15 protein-coding genes and 2 pseudogenes are annotated in these 19,651 nt (G+C 70.0%); 14 read left to right on the top strand and 3 right to left on the bottom strand.

Annotation, left to right across the window (positions count from 1 at the left end; all coding sequences use genetic code 11):
* Nucleotides 1-4: 4 nt before the first annotated feature.
* Entirely contained in the window at nt 5-319 is a 315-nt protein-coding gene (locus G3I56_RS04495) for a hypothetical protein (RefSeq protein WP_203689197.1), read from the bottom strand.
* A gap of 38 nt (nt 320-357) precedes the next feature.
* On the opposite strand from G3I56_RS04495, the pseudogene G3I56_RS04490 reads away from it, so the two are divergent.
* Nucleotides 358-591, top strand: a pseudogene (locus G3I56_RS04490) (SLC13 family permease); the annotation flags it as partial.
* A 155-nt stretch (nt 592-746) separates the two neighbouring features.
* Here G3I56_RS04490 and tnpA read toward each other — a convergent pair.
* Nucleotides 747-1,163 carry an IS200/IS605 family transposase gene (tnpA, locus tag G3I56_RS04485; RefSeq protein ID WP_164407324.1) on the bottom strand — a complete coding sequence of 139 codons (417 nt, stop codon included), beginning with the start codon at nt 1,161-1,163 and terminating at the stop codon, nt 747-749.
* A 25-nt stretch (nt 1,164-1,188) separates the two neighbouring features.
* Between tnpA and G3I56_RS04480 the strand changes: the two genes are divergently transcribed.
* From G3I56_RS04480 to G3I56_RS04445, 8 genes and pseudogenes are all read left to right on the top strand, one after another.
* The gene (locus G3I56_RS04480; RefSeq protein WP_164407322.1) at nt 1,189-2,394 is read left to right on the top strand and encodes an RNA-guided endonuclease TnpB family protein; all 1,206 of its coding nucleotides are present in this window, start codon (nt 1,189-1,191) and stop codon (nt 2,392-2,394) included.
* 59 nt (nt 2,395-2,453) lie between these two features.
* Nucleotides 2,454-2,756 (top strand): annotated as a pseudogene (locus tag G3I56_RS04475) (hypothetical protein); the annotation flags it as partial.
* 82 nt (nt 2,757-2,838) lie between these two features.
* Entirely contained in the window at nt 2,839-4,311 is a 1,473-nt protein-coding gene (locus G3I56_RS04470) for an acyl-CoA synthetase (protein ID WP_164407320.1), read from the top strand.
* A 32-nt stretch (nt 4,312-4,343) separates the two neighbouring features.
* A complete protein-coding gene (locus G3I56_RS04465) occupies nt 4,344-4,511 on the top strand; it encodes a hypothetical protein (protein ID WP_164407318.1) in 168 nt (55 codons plus the stop codon).
* Entirely contained in the window at nt 4,496-6,019 is a 1,524-nt protein-coding gene (locus tag G3I56_RS04460; protein WP_343239861.1) for a carboxyl transferase domain-containing protein, read from the top strand. The genes G3I56_RS04465 and G3I56_RS04460 overlap by 16 nt, the downstream gene beginning before the upstream one ends.
* A 226-nt stretch (nt 6,020-6,245) precedes the next feature.
* Complete coding sequence (locus G3I56_RS04455) at nt 6,246-7,283, top strand: rod shape-determining protein (RefSeq protein ID WP_164318105.1); 1,038 nt, start codon at nt 6,246-6,248, stop codon at nt 7,281-7,283.
* A 247-nt stretch (nt 7,284-7,530) separates the two neighbouring features.
* Nucleotides 7,531-8,844: a GAF domain-containing protein gene (locus G3I56_RS04450; protein WP_343239875.1), complete on the top strand. Its 1,314-nt coding sequence runs from the start codon at nt 7,531-7,533 to the stop codon at nt 8,842-8,844.
* Nucleotides 8,845-8,922: 78 nt separating this feature from the next.
* Nucleotides 8,923-9,450, top strand: a complete 528-nt coding sequence (locus G3I56_RS04445; protein ID WP_164407816.1) for a hypothetical protein — start codon at nt 8,923-8,925, stop codon at nt 9,448-9,450.
* Between the two features lie 281 nt (nt 9,451-9,731).
* Here G3I56_RS04445 and G3I56_RS04440 read toward each other — a convergent pair whose 3' ends face one another.
* Complete coding sequence (locus tag G3I56_RS04440; protein ID WP_275406638.1) at nt 9,732-10,667, bottom strand: DUF4231 domain-containing protein; 936 nt, start codon at nt 10,665-10,667, stop codon at nt 9,732-9,734.
* A 177-nt stretch (nt 10,668-10,844) separates the two neighbouring features.
* Here G3I56_RS04440 and G3I56_RS04435 point away from each other — a divergent pair, with 177 nt between their 5' ends.
* The 5 genes from G3I56_RS04435 (at nt 10,845) to fxsT (ending at nt 19,553) form a co-directional block, all read left to right on the top strand.
* On the top strand, nt 10,845-11,021 hold the full coding sequence (locus G3I56_RS04435; protein WP_164407316.1) for a hypothetical protein: 177 nt from the start codon (nt 10,845-10,847) through the stop codon (nt 11,019-11,021).
* A gap of 141 nt (nt 11,022-11,162) precedes the next feature.
* Nucleotides 11,163-13,322, top strand: a complete 2,160-nt coding sequence (gene fxsB, locus G3I56_RS04430) for a radical SAM/SPASM protein FxsB, inactivated metallohydrolase extension form (protein ID WP_164407314.1) — start codon at nt 11,163-11,165, stop codon at nt 13,320-13,322.
* Between the two features lie 136 nt (nt 13,323-13,458).
* On the top strand, nt 13,459-14,166 hold the full coding sequence (locus tag G3I56_RS04425; RefSeq protein WP_343239874.1) for an AAC(3) family N-acetyltransferase: 708 nt from the start codon (nt 13,459-13,461) through the stop codon (nt 14,164-14,166).
* A 93-nt stretch (nt 14,167-14,259) separates the two neighbouring features.
* Nucleotides 14,260-15,621 (top strand): TIR-like protein FxsC, encoded by a 1,362-nt coding sequence (locus tag G3I56_RS44975; protein ID WP_164407312.1) that lies wholly within the window; start codon nt 14,260-14,262, stop codon nt 15,619-15,621.
* The gene (gene fxsT, locus G3I56_RS04415; protein WP_164407311.1) at nt 15,618-19,553 is read left to right on the top strand and encodes an FxSxx-COOH system tetratricopeptide repeat protein; all 3,936 of its coding nucleotides are present in this window, start codon (nt 15,618-15,620) and stop codon (nt 19,551-19,553) included. The genes G3I56_RS44975 and fxsT overlap by 4 nt, the downstream gene beginning before the upstream one ends.
* The last annotated feature ends 98 nt before the right edge of the window (nt 19,554-19,651 follow it).

Below are 19,651 nucleotides of genomic sequence, written 5' to 3'. Positions count from 1 at the left end.
GGCGTTACATCCGTTTCTGGTAGCGGCCTCGTCCGGGTTGGGCGAGGAAGCCTTGGCGGGTGAGGCGTCCGAGGCGGCTGCGGGTGACGTTCATGGTCGGGTCGTCGGTGGGCATGCCGAGGAGTTCGTGCAGTTCTCGGACCCGGAATGCCTGGTCGGAGTGCTGGTTGAAGGCGTTCACGATGGCCTGGTAGGCGGTGGCCTGTTCGGGCGGATCGAGTTCGCCTCCGTCGCCGGTCGGCGCGAGTTCGGCGATGACCTTTCGGGTGGTGGCCAGGTCCGCGAGACGCGCTTCGGTCTCGGCGAGTGCGCCGGTCAAGTCCCTTATCCGGCTGCGGAGTTCATCGGCAGGGGCAACTCGACGCCGGGCTCACCTCCATCACGATCGCCGTCCTGCTCGCCGCCTGCCGGCCCGAGGACAGTCGCCAGGCCGTGGGCCAGATCGCCTGGACGACCGTCCTGGTGATCTGCGGAGTCCTCACCTACGTCGGCGTGTTGCAGGAGATGGGCACCATCACCTGGGCCGGCGAGAGTGTCGGCGACATCGGTGTGCCGCTGCCGGCCGCGGTCCTCCTCTGCTACCGGGGTTCATTCGCAGTGCATCGGGCTTCAGTCCGGTGGTGAAGCGAATCTGATGGCTGCGACGCGGAGCGTCGCAGGTTCTTGTCCGGCGGAGCCGGAAGGCGTGTTCCGCACCCATGACGCGGAGCGCCACGATGGCCGGTCCCGGCGGAGCCGGGGGATGCTCACACCGGCCGGTTCTGCTGTTCGATGTACTGCCTGACCACGGTGAGCGGGGCGCCGCCGACAGTGCCGGCGAAGTAGGACCCGGACCAGAGTTTGTTGGCGCGCCAGTAGTGGCGTGCCAGGTCGGGGAACTCCTGGCGCAGACGGCGGGAGGAGACGCCCTTGAGGGAGTTGACCAGCTTGGTGACGGCGACCTTGGGCGGGAAGTTCACCAGGAGGTGGAAGTGGTTGTCCTCGCCGTTGAACTCCATCAGCTCGCACTCGAAGTCCGTACACACCGACCGCATGATCTCCTCCATCCGCCTCAGATGATCACCCGTGAACACCTTGTGCCGGAACTTGGTCACGAAGACCAAGTGGACATGCATCACGAAAGCACAGTGCCGGCCAGTTCTGATCTTCCGCATATCGCCCATAACCCAAGTATGTAGCGTGGCAGTCATGCAGCTCCGGTACGCCTTCAGGTTGTATCCGGACCCCGGCCAACAGAGGGCGTTGGCGAAGGCGTTCGGGTGCGCCCGCGTCGTGTACAACGACGCGGTACGCGCCCGCGAGGACGCCAGAGCGGCCAAGCAGCCGTTTCCCAAGGCCGCAGAGCTGTCGAAGAGGCTGATTACCGAGGCGAAACAGACCGCCTCACGGGCCTGGCTGGGCGAGGTCTCCGCTGTCGTGCTCCAGCAGTCCCTGCGCGACGCGGAAGCCGCCTACAAGAACTTCTTCGCCTCCCTCAAAGGAGCCCGCAAGGGTCCGAAGATGGGTGCGCCCCGGTTCAAATCCCGCAAGGACAACCGGCAGTCGATCCGGTTCACGGCCAACGCCCGCTGGTCGGTCACCGGCAGCGGGCGGCTGAACCTGCCGAAGGTCGGGGCGGTGAAGGTGAAGTGGTCCCGCACACTGCCCACCACCCCGACCTCGGTCACCGTGATCAAGGACGCGGCCGGACGGTACTTCGCGTCCTTCGCCGTCGACACCGACCCGCACGCCGACACCGGCGAGACGGTCGGCATCGACCTGGGCCTGACCCACTTCGCGGTCCTGTCCGACGGTACGAAGATCGACTCCCCGCGGTTTTTGCGCCGCGCGGAGAAGAAGTTGAAGAAGGCCCAGCGGGAGCTGTCCCGTAAGGAGAAGGGGTCGAAGAACCGGGAGAAGGCCCGCCTGAAGGTCGCTCGCGCTCACGCACAGGTGGCCGACGCGCGCAGCGAGTTCCACCACCAGCTCTCCACGAAGCTGATCCGCGACAACCAAGCGATCGGCGTGGAGGACCTGGCGGTGAACGGACTGGCGCGCGGCAGGCTGGCCAAGAGTGTCCACGATGCCGGATGGTCGGCCTTCGTGCACATGCTGGAGTACAAGGCCGCCCGGTACGGGCGGACCCTGGTGAAGATCGGCCGGTTCGAGCCGACCACCCAGACCTGCTCCACCTGCGGCGTCAAGGACGGACCCAAACCCCTCAACGTCCGTGAATGGACCTGTACCGCCTGCGGCAGCGTCCACGACCGGGACCACAATGCCGCGATCAACGTGAAGACGGCCGCCGGACTGGCGGTATCAGCCTGCGCAGCGCCGGTAAGACCAGGAGCAATCCCGGCACAGCGCGAAGAAACAGGAAGCCACGGATTCCCGACCGAACCCCGTGCCGCGTAGCGGCACACAACGGAACGGAAGGCCAGAATCCCCGGGCTTCAGCCCGAGGAGCAAGTCAAATCGGCGCGCTGATCTCGGCGTTCGCGTCCTCCGTCGGCATCATGGGGGCACTGATTCCGCTGGCGGTACCGTTCCTGGCGCAGGGGGAGATCGGGGCGGTCGGGATGGTGGCGGCGCTCGCGGTGTCGGCGACGGTGGTGGACGTCAGTCCGTTCTCGACGAACGGGGCGCTGGTGCTGGCCTCGGCACCGGATGTCGACCGTGAACGTTTCTTCCGGCAGCTGATGGTGTACGGAGGAGTCGTGGTGGCCGTGGTTCCTGCGGTGGTGTGGCTGGTGCTGGTGGTACCCGGCTGGGTGTGACCGCCGGTGCCTGGCCGCCGGTGCCTGACCGCCGGTACCACCGCACATGTACGACGATGTGACGAGCTAAGGAGTACGACGCGTGTCCTCTCTCTTCCCCGGGCTGACCGACGACCCGACCGGCCCCCCGGACGAGCGGCCCGCCCTGCTCTTCGGTACCCGCTCGCTGACGTACCCCGAGCTCGCCGCTGCGGCCGGAGCCCTCGCCGACCGGGTCTCCGGCGCGGGCGGCCCCGTCGCCGTCTGGGCGACACCGACCCTGGAGACGGCCGTCGGTGTCGTGGCCGCGCTGCTGGCCGGCGTCCCGGCGGTGCCGCTCAACCCGAAGTCGGGCGAGAGCGAGTTGGGGCACATCCTGAAGGACAGCTCACCCGCGCTCGTACTCACCGCACCCGGCGACCAACTCCCTTCCGCGTTCGGGGCGTTGGAGCACATCGAAGTCGACGTCAATGTGCGTACGTCCGCCGGGGTCCGCAGGACGGCATACGAACCGGACCCCGAAACGCCCGCCCTCATCGTCTACACCTCGGGCACCACCGGGCCGCCCAAGGGTGCCGTCATCCCGCGCCGGGCCGTCGCCGCCACCCTGGACGCGCTCGCCGACGCCTGGCAGTGGACCTCCGAGGACGTGCTGGTGCACGGGCTTCCGCTCTTCCATGTGCACGGTCTGATTCTCGGCATCCTCGGGCCACTGCGGCGCGGCGGCTCGGTACGGCACCTCGGGCGGTTCGGGACGGAGGGCGTGACCCGCGAGCTGAACGACGGGGCGACGATGCTGTTCGGCGTGCCGACGATGTACCACCGGATCGCGGAAACCCTCCCCGGCGACCCGGAACTCGCCGAGGCGCTCGGCCGGGCCCGTCTGCTCGTCTCCGGTTCCGCCGCGCTGCCCGTCCACGACCACGAGCGGATCACGGCCGCGACCGGACGACGGGTCGTGGAGCGCTACGGCATGACGGAAACCCTGATGAACACGAGCGTCCGCGCGGACGGAGAGCCTCGCGCGGGCACGGTCGGCGTGCCGCTGCCGGGCGTCGGGCTGCGGCTCGTCGAGGAGGACGGGGCACCCATCACGGCGTACGACGGTGAAACCGTGGGCGAGATCCAGGTGCGCGGGCCGAACCTGTTCACGGAGTACCTGAACCGGCCCGACGCCACCGCCGCCGCCTTCACCACCGACGGCTGGTTCCGCACCGGTGACATGGCGGTGCGCGATCCCGACGGCTACGTCCGTATCGTCGGCCGGAAGGCCACCGACCTGATCAAGAGCGGCGGCTACAAGATCGGCGCGGGCGAGATCGAGAACGCGCTCCTGGAACACGCGGGCGTGCGCGAGGCGGCCGTGACCGGGGAGCCCGACGCCGACCTGGGCGAGCGCGTCGTCGCCTGGATCGTCCCCGCCGATCCCCAGTCCCCGCCGGACGCCGAAGCGCTGGCGAACCATGTCGCTGGTCGCCTCGCCCCGCACAAACGCCCCCGGGTCGTGCGCTACCTGGACGCCCTCCCGCGCAACGACATGGGCAAGATCATGAAGCGGGCCCTGCCCAGTGACTGATCCAGCGACTGACCGAGTGGCCGACCCGGCGATTGACCCAGCGGCCGAACCAGCGACCGGCCCAGTGGCTGCCCCAGTCACTGACCGAGACACCGCCCCCGCGCCTGGCCAAGTGGCTGACCCAGCAACCGGCCCAGTGGCCGATCCAGTCACTGACCGAGTGGCCGACCCCGCGACTGGCCAAGTGGCTGATCCAGTGACCGCCCGCGCCCCCGGACGCCACTCCGCCCGCGAGCTCATCGCCCTGCTCGCCGACGACTCCCACGACGACTCCCACGACGGCTCTCACGACGGCTCTCACGACGGCTCTCACGACGAATCAAACAAGAGCTTCCGTGAACTCCCTTATCCCATGCGGGAGTTCAAGACCAACGGCCCCCTCTCCTGGCAGGGTTACGACGCCTCGCGCGCCCGCGCCGCCTCCCGTACCGGCGAGGAGGAGTCCGTCGTCTGCGGCACCGCGTACATCGGCGGCACCCCGGCCGTGCTGATCGCCTTCGAGTTCGGCTTTCTCGGCGGCTCGCTCGGTGAACGCACCGGGGACCGGCTGGAGTCGGCGTACGAGTACGCGCGCGCCCACCGTCTGCCCGTCGTCCCGCTCGTCGCGACGGGCGGCAGCCGTATGCAGGAGGGCATGCTCGCGCTGACCCAACTTCAGCGCGTGGCACGCCAGTCGGTGCTCACGCGGGAGGCGGGCCTGCCGCAGATCGCGGTTCTCCGGGATCCGACGACCGGTGGCGGCTGGGCGACCCTGGGCGCGGGTGCCGACGTCGTACTGGCGCTTCCCGGCGCTCAGGTGGGCTTCGCTGGTTCCCGGGTCCGGCCGGCCGACGCGGACCCGGCGGCGTACACGGCCGAGGCGCAGGTGGCAGCGGGCGCGGCCGACGCGGTCGTACGCCCGGAGGAGCTCCGGGAGACGCTGGCCCTGTGGCTGCGCCTGCTGAGCGCCGATACGGTCGGCACGCAGACGCGGGGCGCGGGAACAGTCACTATCGGCGACGCCCGGTCGACGGAGGCTGCCCCGCCACCCTCACCATCCTCCCCCCTCTCGCCACCCCCCGCCCTTGGTGCCGCCCCCCTCCCCACCACCGGCTGGGACGCCGTCCAGCGCGCCCGGTCACCCCGACGCCCGCGCGCCGAGACCTACTTGGACGCGTACTTCACCCGGCGCGCCGCGATCAGCGGCGACCGCTGCGGGGGCACCGACGCGGGGATGGCCTGCGGGTTCGGCGAGTGCGCGGCGGACGGGCGGATCGCCGCATACGCCGCGCAGCTCGGTACGGCCACCCGCCCCGCCGGCTATCGCACGGCCGCCCGGCTGATCCGCCTCGCGGAGCGGCTCGGCATCCCGGTGCTGACCCTGGTGGACACCCCGGGTGCAGCCAACGACGCAGACGCCGAGCGCGAGGGCGCGGGCGCCGCGATCGCGGACCTGTTCGGCGCGGTCGCAGCCGCCCGTACGCCGATCACCACGCTGCTGATCGGCGAGGGCGGCTCGGGCGGCGCCCTGGCCCTCGCCGCCCCCGGCAACACCTGGGCCACGCCGGACAGCTACTTCTCCGTCATCGCGCCAGAACTCGCGGCGGCCATCCTCAAGCGTCCGGAGGGGGAGGTGGAGGCGACGGCGGACCAGCTCCGGATCCGGCCGCAGGATCTGGTGGAGCTCGGGGTGGTGCGGGGCATCGTGAGCCCCCCGCAGCCCTCCTGAGACCCCTCGCAGCCCTCCGTAGACCTCTCGCAGCCCTCCCGGGACCTCTGACCGCCCCCTTCGGGACCTTGGTCCCGAAGAGGGCATAAAGGACAAAATACCCATACGGCGGCACCCCGCCCGGCCCCCTACAACAGGCGCCCTCTCCCCCGCCCCCCGCACGATGCCAGTGGAGGCCCGCCGACCGGCGCGGCCTTTACGGTCTGCGCTCTCGGGAGGATCTGCCATGACCGTCAGTCTGGAACAGATGCGCCGCTGCCATTTCGCCGTCGACCTCGGGGCCGCGCGGACCCGTGTCTACGTCAAGGGTGCCGGGCTCGTCGTCGATCAGCCGTCAGTCGCCGCCGTGAACACCAAGACCGGCGCGCTGATCGCGGTCGGGGAGTTCGCCGAGAAGATGACAGGACGCACGCCCCACTACATCCGGGTCGTTCGGCCCGTGTCCGGTGGGACCGTCGTCGACATCGAGATGGCGCAGCGCATGCTGCGGCACCTGATCGGCGACAAGGTGCGGCGAACCCTGCGCCGGAAGCCCTTCCTGCGGGCAGCCGCCTGCACCCCCCACGACGCCGACCCGCTCGCGCAGCGCGCGACCATCGAGACGCTCGTCGGACTCGGCGCCCGGCGCGTCGAGCTCGTCGACACGCTCGTCGCTGCCGCCGTGGGGTGCGGGCTGCCCGTTGAACGCCCCGAGGCGACCATGGTCATGGTGTGCGGTGCCGCCGCCACCCAGCTCGCCGTCCTCTCCCTCGGCTCGATCGTCACCGCCCAGCGGATCCCGGTCGGCGGCGAGGCCGTCGACCACGCGATCGTGCAGCACCTGCGGCACCAGCACGAGCTGATGCTGCCCAGCCAGTCGGTACGTCCGCTGCAGCTCGCCCTCTCCGGCAACGGGCTGACCGCTCACGGGCCGGAGTCCACCGAGATCCACGGACGGGACGTCGCCACCGGCCTCGCCCGCTCCGTCCAGGTCGACACCGCCGCCGTGCGCGACGCCATCCAGACGCCGCTGACGGCCGTACTCGACGGAATCGGGAAGGTGCTGCGGGACTGCCCGCCCGACCTGGTGGCCGACCTCGCCGACCGCGGCATCATGATGGTCGGCGGCAGCGCACTGCTCCCCGGGTTCGACCAGATGCTGCGGCAGGCCACGGGCATGCCGGTGCACATCGCCGAACGGCCGGACGTGTGCGCGGTGCAGGGCCTCGGGTACATGCTGGAGGGCAAGATCGAGCCGATGGTGCTGGACCCGCTGGCCACCTGAGGCCGGCCTCCTGAACCGGTAGCCCACCAGCCGTATGACGGACGACGCGCCCCCACCTCCCGCCCCTCCCCCTACCCCTCCCTCCTCCGCTGCCCATACCCCCCTCTCTCCCTCTCCCTCTTCTCCTCTGCCGCCCCGTCTCGAAGCCGTGCTCGGCATCGGTACCGATCTCGAACTGCGCACCACGCTCCAGCACATCGTGGACGGCGCCGCCGAGTTGACCGGTGCCAGGTACGCGGGATTCGGGATGGCCGACCCCGGGCACGACGGCCTCGTGGAGATCCGCCGGGCCGATCTGGGGCGCGCCAAGCGGGAGGGCATCACCGTCATCGACGTACCGATCGACGTCGATGGCGAGGAGTTCGGGCGGCTGTATCTCGCCGAGAAACTCGACGGCACCCAATTCGGCGACGAGGAGAGGGAGTTGCTGCGGGTGCTGGCCGCACAGGCCGGCATCGCGATCGGCAACGCCCGGCTGTACGAGGCGGCACGGCAGCGCGAGCGCTGGATCGAGGGTGCCGCCGCCGTCACCACCGCGCTGCTCACCGGTGGGGCCGACGACGACGCGCTGCTGACCGTCGCGAACCGGGCCAGGCTCCTCGCCGACGCCGCCGCGGGAGTCATCCTGCAGCCGACGGACGCCGGCGGCATGGAGATCGTGACCGCCTCCACACTGGACGATCCCGGTGACATCGTCGGGACCACCATCGCCCCGGGCAGTCCCGTTCTCGTCCAACTCCTCGGCGGGGAACCGGTGTTCGTCGACGACTCGGCGACCGACCCGCGGATGACGACCCCGGTACGGCACCGGTTCGGGCCCAGCATGCTGCTGCCGTTGCAGGCCGAGGGGCGGCTGATCGGCACGCTCGCGCTGCCGCGCCGGCGCGGGGAGCGCCCGTACACCGACGTGGAACGGCTCCTCGCGACACAGTTCGCCTCGCAGGCCGCCCTCGCGCTCGTCCTCGCCGACGCCCGCCGCCGTCGTGCCCGCCTCGCGGTGTACGAGGACCGCGACCGGATCGCCCGTGATCTGCACGATCTCGTCGTCCAACGGCTGTTCGCCACCGGCATGATGCTGGAGTCCACGCAGCGCCGGGCCGCGGACGACGACAAGGTGTGCGAGATCCTCGGGCATGCCGTCGACGAGCTTCAGGCCACCGTCCAGGAGGTCCGTACGACCATTTTCGCCCTCCAGCAACCCCCGGCCGACGCACCGACCACCTTGCGCGGCAAGGTACTTCGGGAGGCCGCAGGTGCGGCGGCGGTACTCGGCCGCCGCCCTTCCGTCCAGTTCACCGGGCCGGTCGAGCACCTCGTCCCGTCCCCCGTCGCCGCCCAGCTCCTCACCGCCCTGCGCCGCGCTCTCGCCACCGCCGTACGCCGCCCCGCTGTCAGCCGCGTCGAGATCGCGGTCGACGCGACGGCGGCCCTGCAGGACGGCCGGGACGGCGTACGGCTGACGGTGTACGACGATGGCGGCAGCGGCGATGACGCAACTGGCCCCGGCGCGGGTACGACCGTCATCTGGCAGGCCCCGCTGGGAGGCGGCACCCTGGAGTGAGGTCACGGACCGTGGACGTCGGAGGGGCAGCCAGTGACTGACATCGACAGACGGAACGGCACTCGTTTCGGCACGGCCATGGACACCCACACGGACATCGGCTTGGGCACACGCGTCGGGGCGCGCGTCCGCACGCGCGTCGGCGTGACAGGGCACCGCTCGATCCCCGCCGCCGTTCTGCCGGCCGTCCGCACGGGCATCCGCCGGCAACTGCGGGGCGACGAGGGGATGGAGGCCCTGAGTTGCCTCGCGGCCGGGGCCGACCAGTTGTTCGCCGACATGGCCCTGGACCGCGGTATCCCGGTCACGGCCGTGATTCCGGGTATGGACTACGAGGCCCACCTCGGCGACGCCGACACCCGGGCCGCGTACCGCCGCCTCCTCAACTCCTGCCATGCGCAGGTGAATCTGCCCGAGGAGGCGACCCACGAGGAGGCCTACTTCGCGGCGGGCCGCTGGATCGTCGACCACGCCGACCGGTTGGTCGCGGTGTGGGACGGGCAACCCGCGCGAGGGCTCGGGGGCACCGGGGACGTGGTGGCGTACGCCCGGCGCACGGGCGTCCCGGTGACGGTGCTGTGGCGGCCGGGGGTACTGCGCGCCTGACTTCGGGGCTTCGAGGGCCTCGGGCTCTCGGGGCCCCGAGATCTTCGGTCCGGGCCGTCCCCGTGCCTCGATCCTGACCATGGCCCGCCACGACACACACAAGGTCAACTCTCCTGCCGGAAGCGGGACATCGACGACCCGTGCGGCGCGCTGGACCACTCCACGCGGTTCCGTCCCGATCCGCCGGAGCCGGTGGGCCGGAGTCTCGTCATCGACGGCTCGGTCGCCGAACCGGACTGACCTGACCTGGCCTGCCCCCGTCGGATCATCGGATCCGTCGATCAGCCACCGAACCGGACCAGCCAGTCGGTGTGCTGCGGCGACACGATGCGCTCGGCTTCGGCCACCGCCTCCGCCGCCCCCGCCTCCGTCACCGTCCTGGACATCGAGACGCGCAGTGTCTCCAGGCTCTGTTCGATGAGGGAGTGCGCGTACGTCAACGGCCTGTGCCGCCGCACCTCCTGCCAGGCCACTCCGGCCGCCGCGCCTGCGCTGAGGAGCCCGGTGAGATCCCAGCCACCGATCACACCGACCGCCCTGAGCACGGAAGCCAGCAGAGCGAGCAGCGTCAGCGTGGCCGTGACGGAGGACCAGCGCACGGAGGCGCGATGCGACTCGGCGGCACGGTTCTTGTACCAGACGAACTGTTCCAGTAACCGGTCTCGGAGATAGATGTCCCGGCGCGCGGCGAAGGGTTTGGCGCGCACGGCCCGCATGAACGGCGTGATCTGCCCGACTCCACGAGCGTGGACCCCGTCGCGGGAGTCCTCCCACCCCACCCGCCGGAGTTCCCGAAGTCGCCCCTCCAGCCGTTCCGCGAACAGTCCGTCGGCGTCGGCGACCCGGGAGTGGAACGGGCCGCCGTGCACCATGTACTGCCAGGCCAGCGATTTCAGCAGTTCGGCCACGTCGCGGTGCGCCCGCCACTGGGCACGGGCCCGGCGGCGGGTGGTGTAGAGGCCGATGGCAATAGTGAATGCGTAAAGCAGCGCCGCCAATGCCGCTGGAATATGACTGTCAAAACGTTCCGCCAGCATTGCCATCGCCGTCGCCGACAGCAGGAGCAGCAACTGCGTGCGCACCGCGTAGAAGGACTCACTCTGACGGCTCAGCGCCCGCCGATCGCTCACGACAAACAGCGGCGGAAGATCGTTCTCACTCAGCGTGACACTGGGACCCGGAGTGCTGGCGTGCAATTGACTCACCCCCGCGGCCATTGCCCACTCAATTGCCCACTCCTGGCGATCAGAGCCTGAAATCGAATGGGTAGGTTCCATCCTCGGGGTCGCTCTCAGGTATCGTCCGCATCAAAACCAGACTTTCTTGGCGTTCGCGGGTCCCAACCGGCGACAAGGGGGCTGGACAGCGCCAGCAGAAGGAGCTACGAGCCAGTCATGAGCCTCTATCAGCCACAGGAAGCGCCCTCGACCGGCGCTCGGCCGACGCGTCACCGGCAGACCCCGCTGGCGGACCTCTCCCCCCACTCGCCCGCGGTCAACGACACGATGTGGCGGTTGCCGGGCAGCCCCGACAGGCGTCCGGACCACCCCACCTTCAACTCGGCGGTTTGAGTCCGAGGTTCACACGGACAGGTGTATCCGGCGGCTCCACCGTCGGATGCTCCCCCACGTCACAGCTGTCACTCTCGTCAACTTCGGGGACATTTCGACGAGTTGGTCTCGGGTAGGGTGTTCGGTTTGCAATGATGCAGTGTGACGAGCCCTTCCCTCCAGCAGCTGGTTCTCAAGGTGCACAGCAGATGTGACCTGGCCTGCGACCACTGCTACGTGTACGAGCATGCCGACCAGGGATGGAAAGCCCGCCCGGTCGTCATCTCCGAAGAGGCACTCACCCGGACTGCCCGCCGGTTCGCCTCCTACGCCGAGGCCCACAAGCTCCCTTCCGTGGCGATCATCCTTCATGGGGGCGAGCCGCTCCTCTGCGGCCCCGCCCGGCTCAGAAGAATCTGCGCGGAACTCACACGGACCCTCACCCCGGTCACCACACTGGACCTCCAGATTCACACCAACGGAATCCAGCTGAGCCGGCGACATCTGGACGTCTTCGCGGAATTCGGCGTCAGAGTGGGCATTTCGCTCGACGGTGACCGCATGGCCAACGACCGGCACAGACTCGATCGCAGAGGCCGCAGCAGCTACGACCGGGTACTGCGCGGAATCGATCTCCTGCGCACCCCCGAATACCGCCCCCTCTTCGGCGGCCTGCTCTGCACGGTGGATGTCGCCAATGACCCCGTAACCGTCCACGAAGCACTCACCGCTCTCGACCCTCCCCGTATCGATTATTTGCTACCGCACTCAACATGGGAGCACCCGCCGCCGAACCCCGCCGGATCAGCGACCCCGTACGCGGACTGGCTGCTCACGGTTTTCGATCTCTGGAGCGAGCAGGGGCGCCGGATTCCTGTACGTACGTTCGAGTCGGTGCTGAGCACCCTGCGTGGCGGGCCCAGCCTGACCGAGGCGATGGGACTCGCCCCGTCCGACCTCGCGGTGGTCGAGACTGACGGCAGTTTCGAGCAGGCGGACTCCCTGAAGACTGCTTTCGACGGAGCCGCGGCCACGGGTTACGACGTCTTCCGGCACGGTTTCGAGGAGTTCGCCCGGCACGAGGGGGTGCTGGCCCGCCAGCGCGGGCTCGCCGGTGTCAGTGAAGCGTGCCGCCGCTGTCCGGTGGTCGACTCCTGTGGCGGCGGGCTGTACGCCCATCGCTACAGCGCCGAACGTGCGTTCGACAACCCTTCCGTCTTCTGCGCCGATCTGCGCGCCCTGGTGGACGGTATCGCCGAGCGGGTGACGCACCGGGCACTCGCTCCGGCGGTCTGCCGTTCGGACGAACTCAGCTTTTCCCAGCTGGAGTTGGACCGGACCCTGTTGCGGGTCACGCACGACGGCCCGATGCCGGAGCCGGGCTGGGACGACGCCTGGCGGACCCTGCTGGAGCTGGACTCCGGGTACGGCACCAGCAGGCACCTCGATGGCGTTCTCGCCCACCCCTACGTCCGCACCTCGCTGCTCCGGTCCCGGCACGAAGCAACCGTCGACCTCCCCCGGTTCATGGCCCTGGCCTTCGCGGCGGCAGTGCGGGCCGGCGCCGATGTGGTGCTCGGCTGGGACCAGCCTGATCGAGCCCTCCATCTTCCGACGCTGGGCACGTTCACGCTGGCGGAGCCGGGCCGGGTCGAGGTCAAGGCGACACCGGGCGGCTTCTGCGTGTTCGGCGCGTCGGGCCCCGTACAGGTACAGCTCACCGACGCCGCTGCCGCCTTCCAGTGGCGTCCGCTGGACACCGTGGAACTACCGGGCCGCCCGGCCCTGTTGGTCGACGACGCCGATCCCTACCGCGACTGTTTCCCCGTCCCCCTCGCCTCCGGGCCGACCCTCGCGTCCTTCGCCGAGCGCCTGCGGCGAGCGTATGAACTGCTCGACGCCCGGCTGCCACGGTGGTCCGAGGACCGCAACGCGTTCGTCGTCACCACCGTCACCCCGCTCGCACCGGGCAGCGGGCTGCGGCTCGGCACCCACGGACCGGGAGCACTGGGCCTGGCGGTCGACTTCACTCCGGAGGAGTTCGCGCGCGAACTGCCGCGTCTGGGGCGGCGGGTCAGGCTCGCTTCCCTCCGCGAGACAAGTGACCTGAACGTCCTGGGCAACCGGGCGGGTCGCCTTCTCGACGAGGCCTTCGAGCACCTCGGCAGCTCTCGTCGCGAGGACGCCGTACGCGCACTGGTCGAGCTGACCGCACTTCCCGAGCGTGAACTCACCGAAACGGGCGGGGTGTTGGCCGCCCAGCTGTGGACGGAATGGGCGGAGCACGCGGACACACCGGACATGCGGGCTCACCATGACTGACCGGCCCCTCCTCCCGGCGACCGCCCCGGACCACCCACCCCGACCGACCCCGTCAGCCTCAGCCCAGCCAACCGACCCCGCCGCCCGACTAAGGGACGTACTCGCCGAGTTGGGCATCCGCCCTGCCGTCCCCCTCATCGTGCACGCCTCCCTCCACGGCACCGGTCTCGCTCCCTTCCTCGTGCGGGACGCCCTGCTCGCCGCGTCGGGGGTTGCCGGCACTCTTGTCGTGCCTGCCTTCACGCCCGAGAACTCCGACACCTCGCGGGAGTACCGGGCCGCCACCCACGGGCTGACCGAGCGGGAGAAGGCGGCCTTCCGGGCTTCGATGCCGCCCTTCGCTCCGGACAGCTCGCCGTGCCACTCCATGGGTGCGCTGGCCGAATGTGTGCGGACCACCCCCGGTGCCGTGCGTAGTACGCATCCGCAGACCTCGTTCGCCGGACTCGGGCCCAGGGCCGCGGAGTTGCTCGGCGGGCACGATCCGCACTGTCATCTCGGTGAGCGCTCGCCGCTGGCCGCGCTGTACGCGGCGGACGCCCAGATCCTGCTGCTGCGCGTCGGGTTCGAGGTGTGCAGCGCGTTCCATCTGGCCGAGTACCGGACGACTCCGCCCGCGCCCCGGCGTACGTACCGGTGTGTGATGGGCGAGCGGGGAAACTGGATCTCGTACGAGGATCTCGCCCTGGACGACGGCGACTTCGGTGTGATGGGGCAGCGACTCCCGCGTGAACTGGTGATGGAGCGGGAATGGGCCGGAAAGACGGTCACGCTTTGCGCCATGCGCGCCGTTGTGGACCACGCGGTTGATCAGATGGCCGGTTATCGCTTCGGAATGACGTAAAACAAGCAACCCGGGCAAGCCGACCGTCGGGCACATTAGTTGGTTCCGGTCAGGTGACCCCGACGTCGGGGCGCACCACGGGCAGGGGGGCGTGTGGAGAACACCGAACGGGGTCGGGACCGGGTGCCGGACACCCAGCCCTACTTCTTCCTTTCCTACGCCCACACACCACCGTGGGGCACGGGCGGCGGCGGAGACCCCGATCACTGGGTGCACGTCCTGTACCGGGATCTGTGCAACCACATCATGGCGCTCACCGATCTGCCCGCCGGTTCCCAGGCCGGTTTCATGGACCGGGAGATGCACTCCGGCGAGGGCTGGCCGGAGAAACTCAGCGAGAACCTGGCCAAGTGCCGGGTGTTCGTACCGCTGTTCTCGCCGCGCTATTTCACCAGCGAGATGTGCGGACGCGAGTGGTTCGCCTTCCACGAACGGGTTCTGCACGCCAAGGCCACCGGCACAGGCTCCACGTCCGCCATCGTCCCCGCCCTGTGGACCCGGGTGGACTACGACCAACTCCCCGACTCCGTGCGGCACATCCACCTCGACCACGCGACCTACGGCGACCGCTACGCCGCCAACGGGATCTACGGCCTGATCAAACTCAACCGGCTCCACGACGAGTACGAGGAGACGGTGCTGGGCCTGGCCCAGCGGATCGTGCGGGTCGCCCACGAGTCGCCGCTGCCGCCGAGCAGGCCCCGCAACTACGAGAGCACGCCCAGCGCGTTCAAACCGCGCGGCACCGGCCCCAGGCACATCCACCTCACCGTGGCCGCGCCGACCCGGGACAGCGTCCCCGAGCACCGCGACAGCCGGCCGTACGGCGAGGACGCGCAGGACTGGAACCCGTACCACGGTGAGTCCAGGCGCTCGCTGCCGTCGCTCGCCGAGGAACTCATCCGTTCCCTCGACTACCGGATCACGGTCTCCTCCTTCGACGACGAGGACACCGAGGAGCCGTCGGAGCTACCCGCCGACGGCGCCCCGGACGACAGCGGCGGTCGTGGCGACAAGGACGACAAGGGGGTGGGCAGGCCGGGCATCCTCCTCGTCGACCGATGGGTGCTGACCGACGAGGAGCGTCGGCGGCGGCTGAAGATCTTCGACTCCCACGCCCGGCCGTGGGTGAGTGCGATCGTCCCGTGGAACCGCCTCGACCTGCAGTGTCACAGTTCGGAGGGGCGCCAGCTCACCGAGGAACTCGAGCGCACCCTCCCGCTGATCCTGGACCGGGGCCGGCGCACCGACTGCCGGATCGCGGTGACCGGGGTGCCCACGCTCAAGGCCTTCACCGACGTACTTCCCTCCGTCGTGGCCCATACGACCCGGCAGTTCCTCAAGCACGCGGAGGCACATCCACCACCGGGGCCGCACATCCCGAGGCCCCGCCTGATGGGCCCCGTCCAGCCGCAGCACCCGGAATCGGGATCCAACAACGGAGGAGAAGCATGACGGCCGTGCAGAACGGACGCATCATCACCTTCTACTCGTACAAGGGCGGTACCGGGCGCACGATGGCCCTGGCCAACACGGCGTGGATCCTCGCCGCCAACGGGTTGCGGGTCCTGGCCGTCGACTGGGACCTGGAGGCGCCGGGCCTGCACCGTTTCTTCCACCCGTTCCTGGAGCCCAACGCGCTGGTGGCGACCACCGGAGTCATCAACATCATTCACGACTTCGCGTGGGCCGCGACCACCGGCCCGCAGCGTTCCGGCGACTGGCAGGACGACTACGCGAACGTCGAGCAGCACGCCATCTCCCTCACCCCGGAACGGTTCGGGCTGAGTTTCAAGGACGGCGGTTCGCTCGACTTCCTGTCCGCCGGCCGTCAGGACCGGGCCTACTCGGCGACCGTGTCCTCGCTGGAATGGGACAACTTCTACGACCGGCTGGGTGGCGGCGCCTTCCTCAAGGCGCTGCGCACCAACATGAAGAAGTCGTACGACTACGTCCTCATCGACAGCCGCACCGGACTGTCCGACAACGCGGACATCTGCACCATGCAGATGCCCGACGTCCTGGTCGACTGCTTCACCCTCAGCGACCAGTCCCTGGACGGCGGCGCGGCGGTGGCGCGCAGCGTCGAGGACGGGTCCCTCCCGCATCCGATCCGGGTGTTACCCGTGCCGATGCGTATCGACGAGGGCGAGAAGGACAAGGTCGACGCCGGCCGGGCACTGGCCCGGCTGCGCTTCCAGGGGCTGCCCAAGGGTCTCAAGGGCGAGAAGCTGGGCCCGGACGAGCTGACGGCCTACTGGGGCAGCGTGGAGATCCCCTATCGGCCGTACTACGCCTACGAGGAGACCCTCGCCACCTTCGGCGACGCGAAGGGTGACCCCAAGTCGCTGCTGTCCGCGTTCGAGCGGCTCACCCAGGTCATCACCGACGGCGACGTCACCTCGCTGCCGCCGATCCCCGAGCCGGTGCGGCTGCGCTGCCGCGACGCGTACCTCAGGCGACGCCCGCTGACCAGCACGGCCAATGTGGTCGTCGCGTACTCGGCGGAGAACCGGATGTGGGCCGACTGGGTCGAGTCACTGCTCAAACGGGTCGGCTGCAACGTCGTGGCGCACGACATCTCCGGCGGACCCGTCGAGCGCGCGGACGGGGCCACCCGCACCCTGGTCCTGCTGTCGACCGCGTTCCAGAAGTCCCGGTACGCCGACACCGTCTGGCGCACCCTCACCGAGAGCGGCGTGAACTCCCCGCCCGGTACGACGGTTCCGCTCCGGGTCGACGAGGTGCGGCTCCCCGAGGCCTACCTCGACCACAACCCCGTGGACCTGCACCGGTTCGACGAGGCGCAGTGCGCCGCCGCGCTGCTGCGCGCCCTGGGACTGCCCGGGCAGGCGCCGGAGGCCGGCCCGCACGCGGCCCGCTTCCCCGGCAACATTCCGGCGTATCTGAGCGCACCGCAGCGCAACAACACGTTCACCGGGCGCAATGTCATTCTGGAGCGGATCCGCGACCAGCTCGGCGGCGGTGTCCCCGCGGGACCCTCGCAGCCCCAGGTCCTGTTCGGGCTCGGCGGTGTGGGCAAGACCCAGGTCGCGCTGGAGTACGTACACCGCTTCATGGGTGACTACGACCTGGTGTGGTGGACGTCGGCCGAGCACGAGGACGACGTCGTCGCCTCGCTCGCCGAACTCGGCACCCGCATCGGCGCGCCCGGCCGCGACGACATCACCATGGCCAGCAAGGAAGCCCGCCAGATGCTGTCCCGGGGCACCCCGACCAACCGCTGGCTACTGGTCTTCGACAACGCGGACGACCCGGCCGCGCTGACTCCGTACTTCCCGACCGGCGGCAGCGGGCACATCCTCATCACCTCCCGCAACCAGGCCTGGGCACAACAGGGTTCGGCACAGCTCGTCGACGTGTTCCTCCGTGAGGAAAGCATCGAGCACCTCACCCGACGGGCCAGGGGGCTGACCCCCGAGGCGGCCGACCAGGTGGCGCTGGCGGTGGGCGACCTGCCGCTGGCCGTCGAGCAGGCGGCGGCCTGGCTGGCCGAGACGGCCACACCCGTCGAGACGTATCTGCGGCAGCTGGCCGAGCAGACCACCGACGTGCTGGACCTCAACCAGCCCGCCGACTACCCCAAGACGGTCGCCGCGACCTGGAACGTGTCCATCTCCCGGCTGAAGGAACGTTCTCCCGCCTCGGTACGGCTGTTGCAGCTGTGCGCGTTCATGGCCCCGGAGCCGATCTCCTCCGACCTGCTCTACAGCAAGGAGATGATCGACGCCCTCAAGCCGTACGATCCGGCGCTCCAGGAGCCGCTGCTGCTCGGCCGGGTCGTCCAGGAGATCGGGCGTTTCGCGCTCGCCAAGGTCGACCAGGTCAGCAACAGCATCCAGGTCCACCGTCTGGTCCAGGCCGTGATCCGCGCGCAGTTGACCGAGGAGGAGCAGCGCCACGCCCGGCACGTCGTGCACACGGTGCTCGCGGGCGCCCGTCCCGACGGCGACGAGCCGATCGACGACCCCGAGAGCTGGCCGAGGTTCGGCGTCATCTGGCCGCACCTCACCGCCTCCGACGCCCGCAACTGCACCGAGTCCGAGACTCGCCGGCTGCTCATCGACCGGGTCCGCTACTACTGGAAGCGCGGCGACTTCCCCAACGCGCAGAAGCGTGCCGAGGACCTGCTGGAACACTGGAAGCCGCTGCGCGGCGAGGACGACGTGCAGTATCTGTATCTGCGCTGCCAGCTCGCCAACGTGCTGCGCTCGCAAGGGCGTTACATCGAGGCCCGGGACATCGACACCGCGCTTCTGGATCGCCAGCGCCGGGTTCTCGGCCCCACCCACCCGCACACGTACGTCACCACGTCCAGCCTCGCCAGCGACCTCGCCGCCCTCGGTGACTACCGGTCCGCGGTGGATCTCGCCCGCGAGGCGCACGACGGGTTCAGCGAGATCTTCCACGAGTCCCACCCCAGGACCCTGAACGCGGCCAACAACCTCGCCCTCGCACTGCGCATGGTCGGCCGCTACGGCGAGGCCCGCGACCTGGACCAGGAGACGCTCGACCGGCGCCAGCGGGTCCTCGGACCGGACCACCCGTACACACTGGCCTCGGCCGAGGGGCTGGGCCGCGACCTGCGCGAGGTCGGCCGGTACGCGGAGTCGGTGGCGGTGCTGTCACAGGCGTACGACACGCACAAGCGGATCCTCGGCAAGGAGTTCCCGGGCACCCTGCGGTGCGCCAAGTCCCTTGCGGTGTCGCTGCGTCGGGCCGGGCAGTTCGAGGACGCCCGCCGGCTGACGACGGCGACCCAGGACCAGTACCGGAGCCAGTACAAGGAGCCGACGCCGGACTCGCTGGCCTGCGACCTGAACATGGCGGCCGACCTGTTCGCGGCGGACGAACGGGAGCGGGCGCGCGAGGTCGCCCGGGAGGCGCTGGCCAGGTACATGGAGGTACCGGGCGAGGCGCACCCCTACACTCAGGCCGCGTTCAACAACCTCGGTATCTACCACTGGGGTTGCGGCGACACGGAGAAGGCGGACACGGTGTTCCGGCAGGTACTGCGGCGCATGGGTGAGGTGCTGGGCCCGCAGCACCCCCACTCCCTGTTCTGCGGCGTCAACTACGCCAACGTGCTGGCCGGCCAGGGCCGTCTCGACGAGGCCCGGGAGCTGGAGGAGACCGCGATGGTCACCCTGCGTCTGGTGCTGGGGCCGCATCATCCGGAGACACTGGCCGTGGTCGCCAACTCCGCCCTGACATTGAGTGAGTTGGGCCACGTGGTGGAGGCGGAACGGCGGCACGCCGAGGCACTGACGGAACTGCGCATGCTGCTCGGCGACGAGAACGGGATCACCCGGTTCGCGCAGAGCAGGCGGCGGGTGTACCGGGACCTGGAGCCGCTGGCGGTATGAGCCGGGGTGAGGCCGGCTGAGGCGCGGCGGCACGGGGGCACGGGAGGGGTGGCATCGCCGACGGCCGTTCCGGCAGCGGGCTCAGGCCTGAGTGGCGA

Origin of the sequence: Streptomyces sp. SID12488, from assembly GCF_010548275.1 — a bacterium.
In the GTDB taxonomy this organism is placed as follows: Bacteria; Actinomycetota; Actinomycetes; order Streptomycetales; family Streptomycetaceae; genus Streptomyces.
The sequence above is the reverse complement of the archived record's forward strand: the minus strand, read 5'-3'. Positions and strand labels throughout refer to the sequence as shown.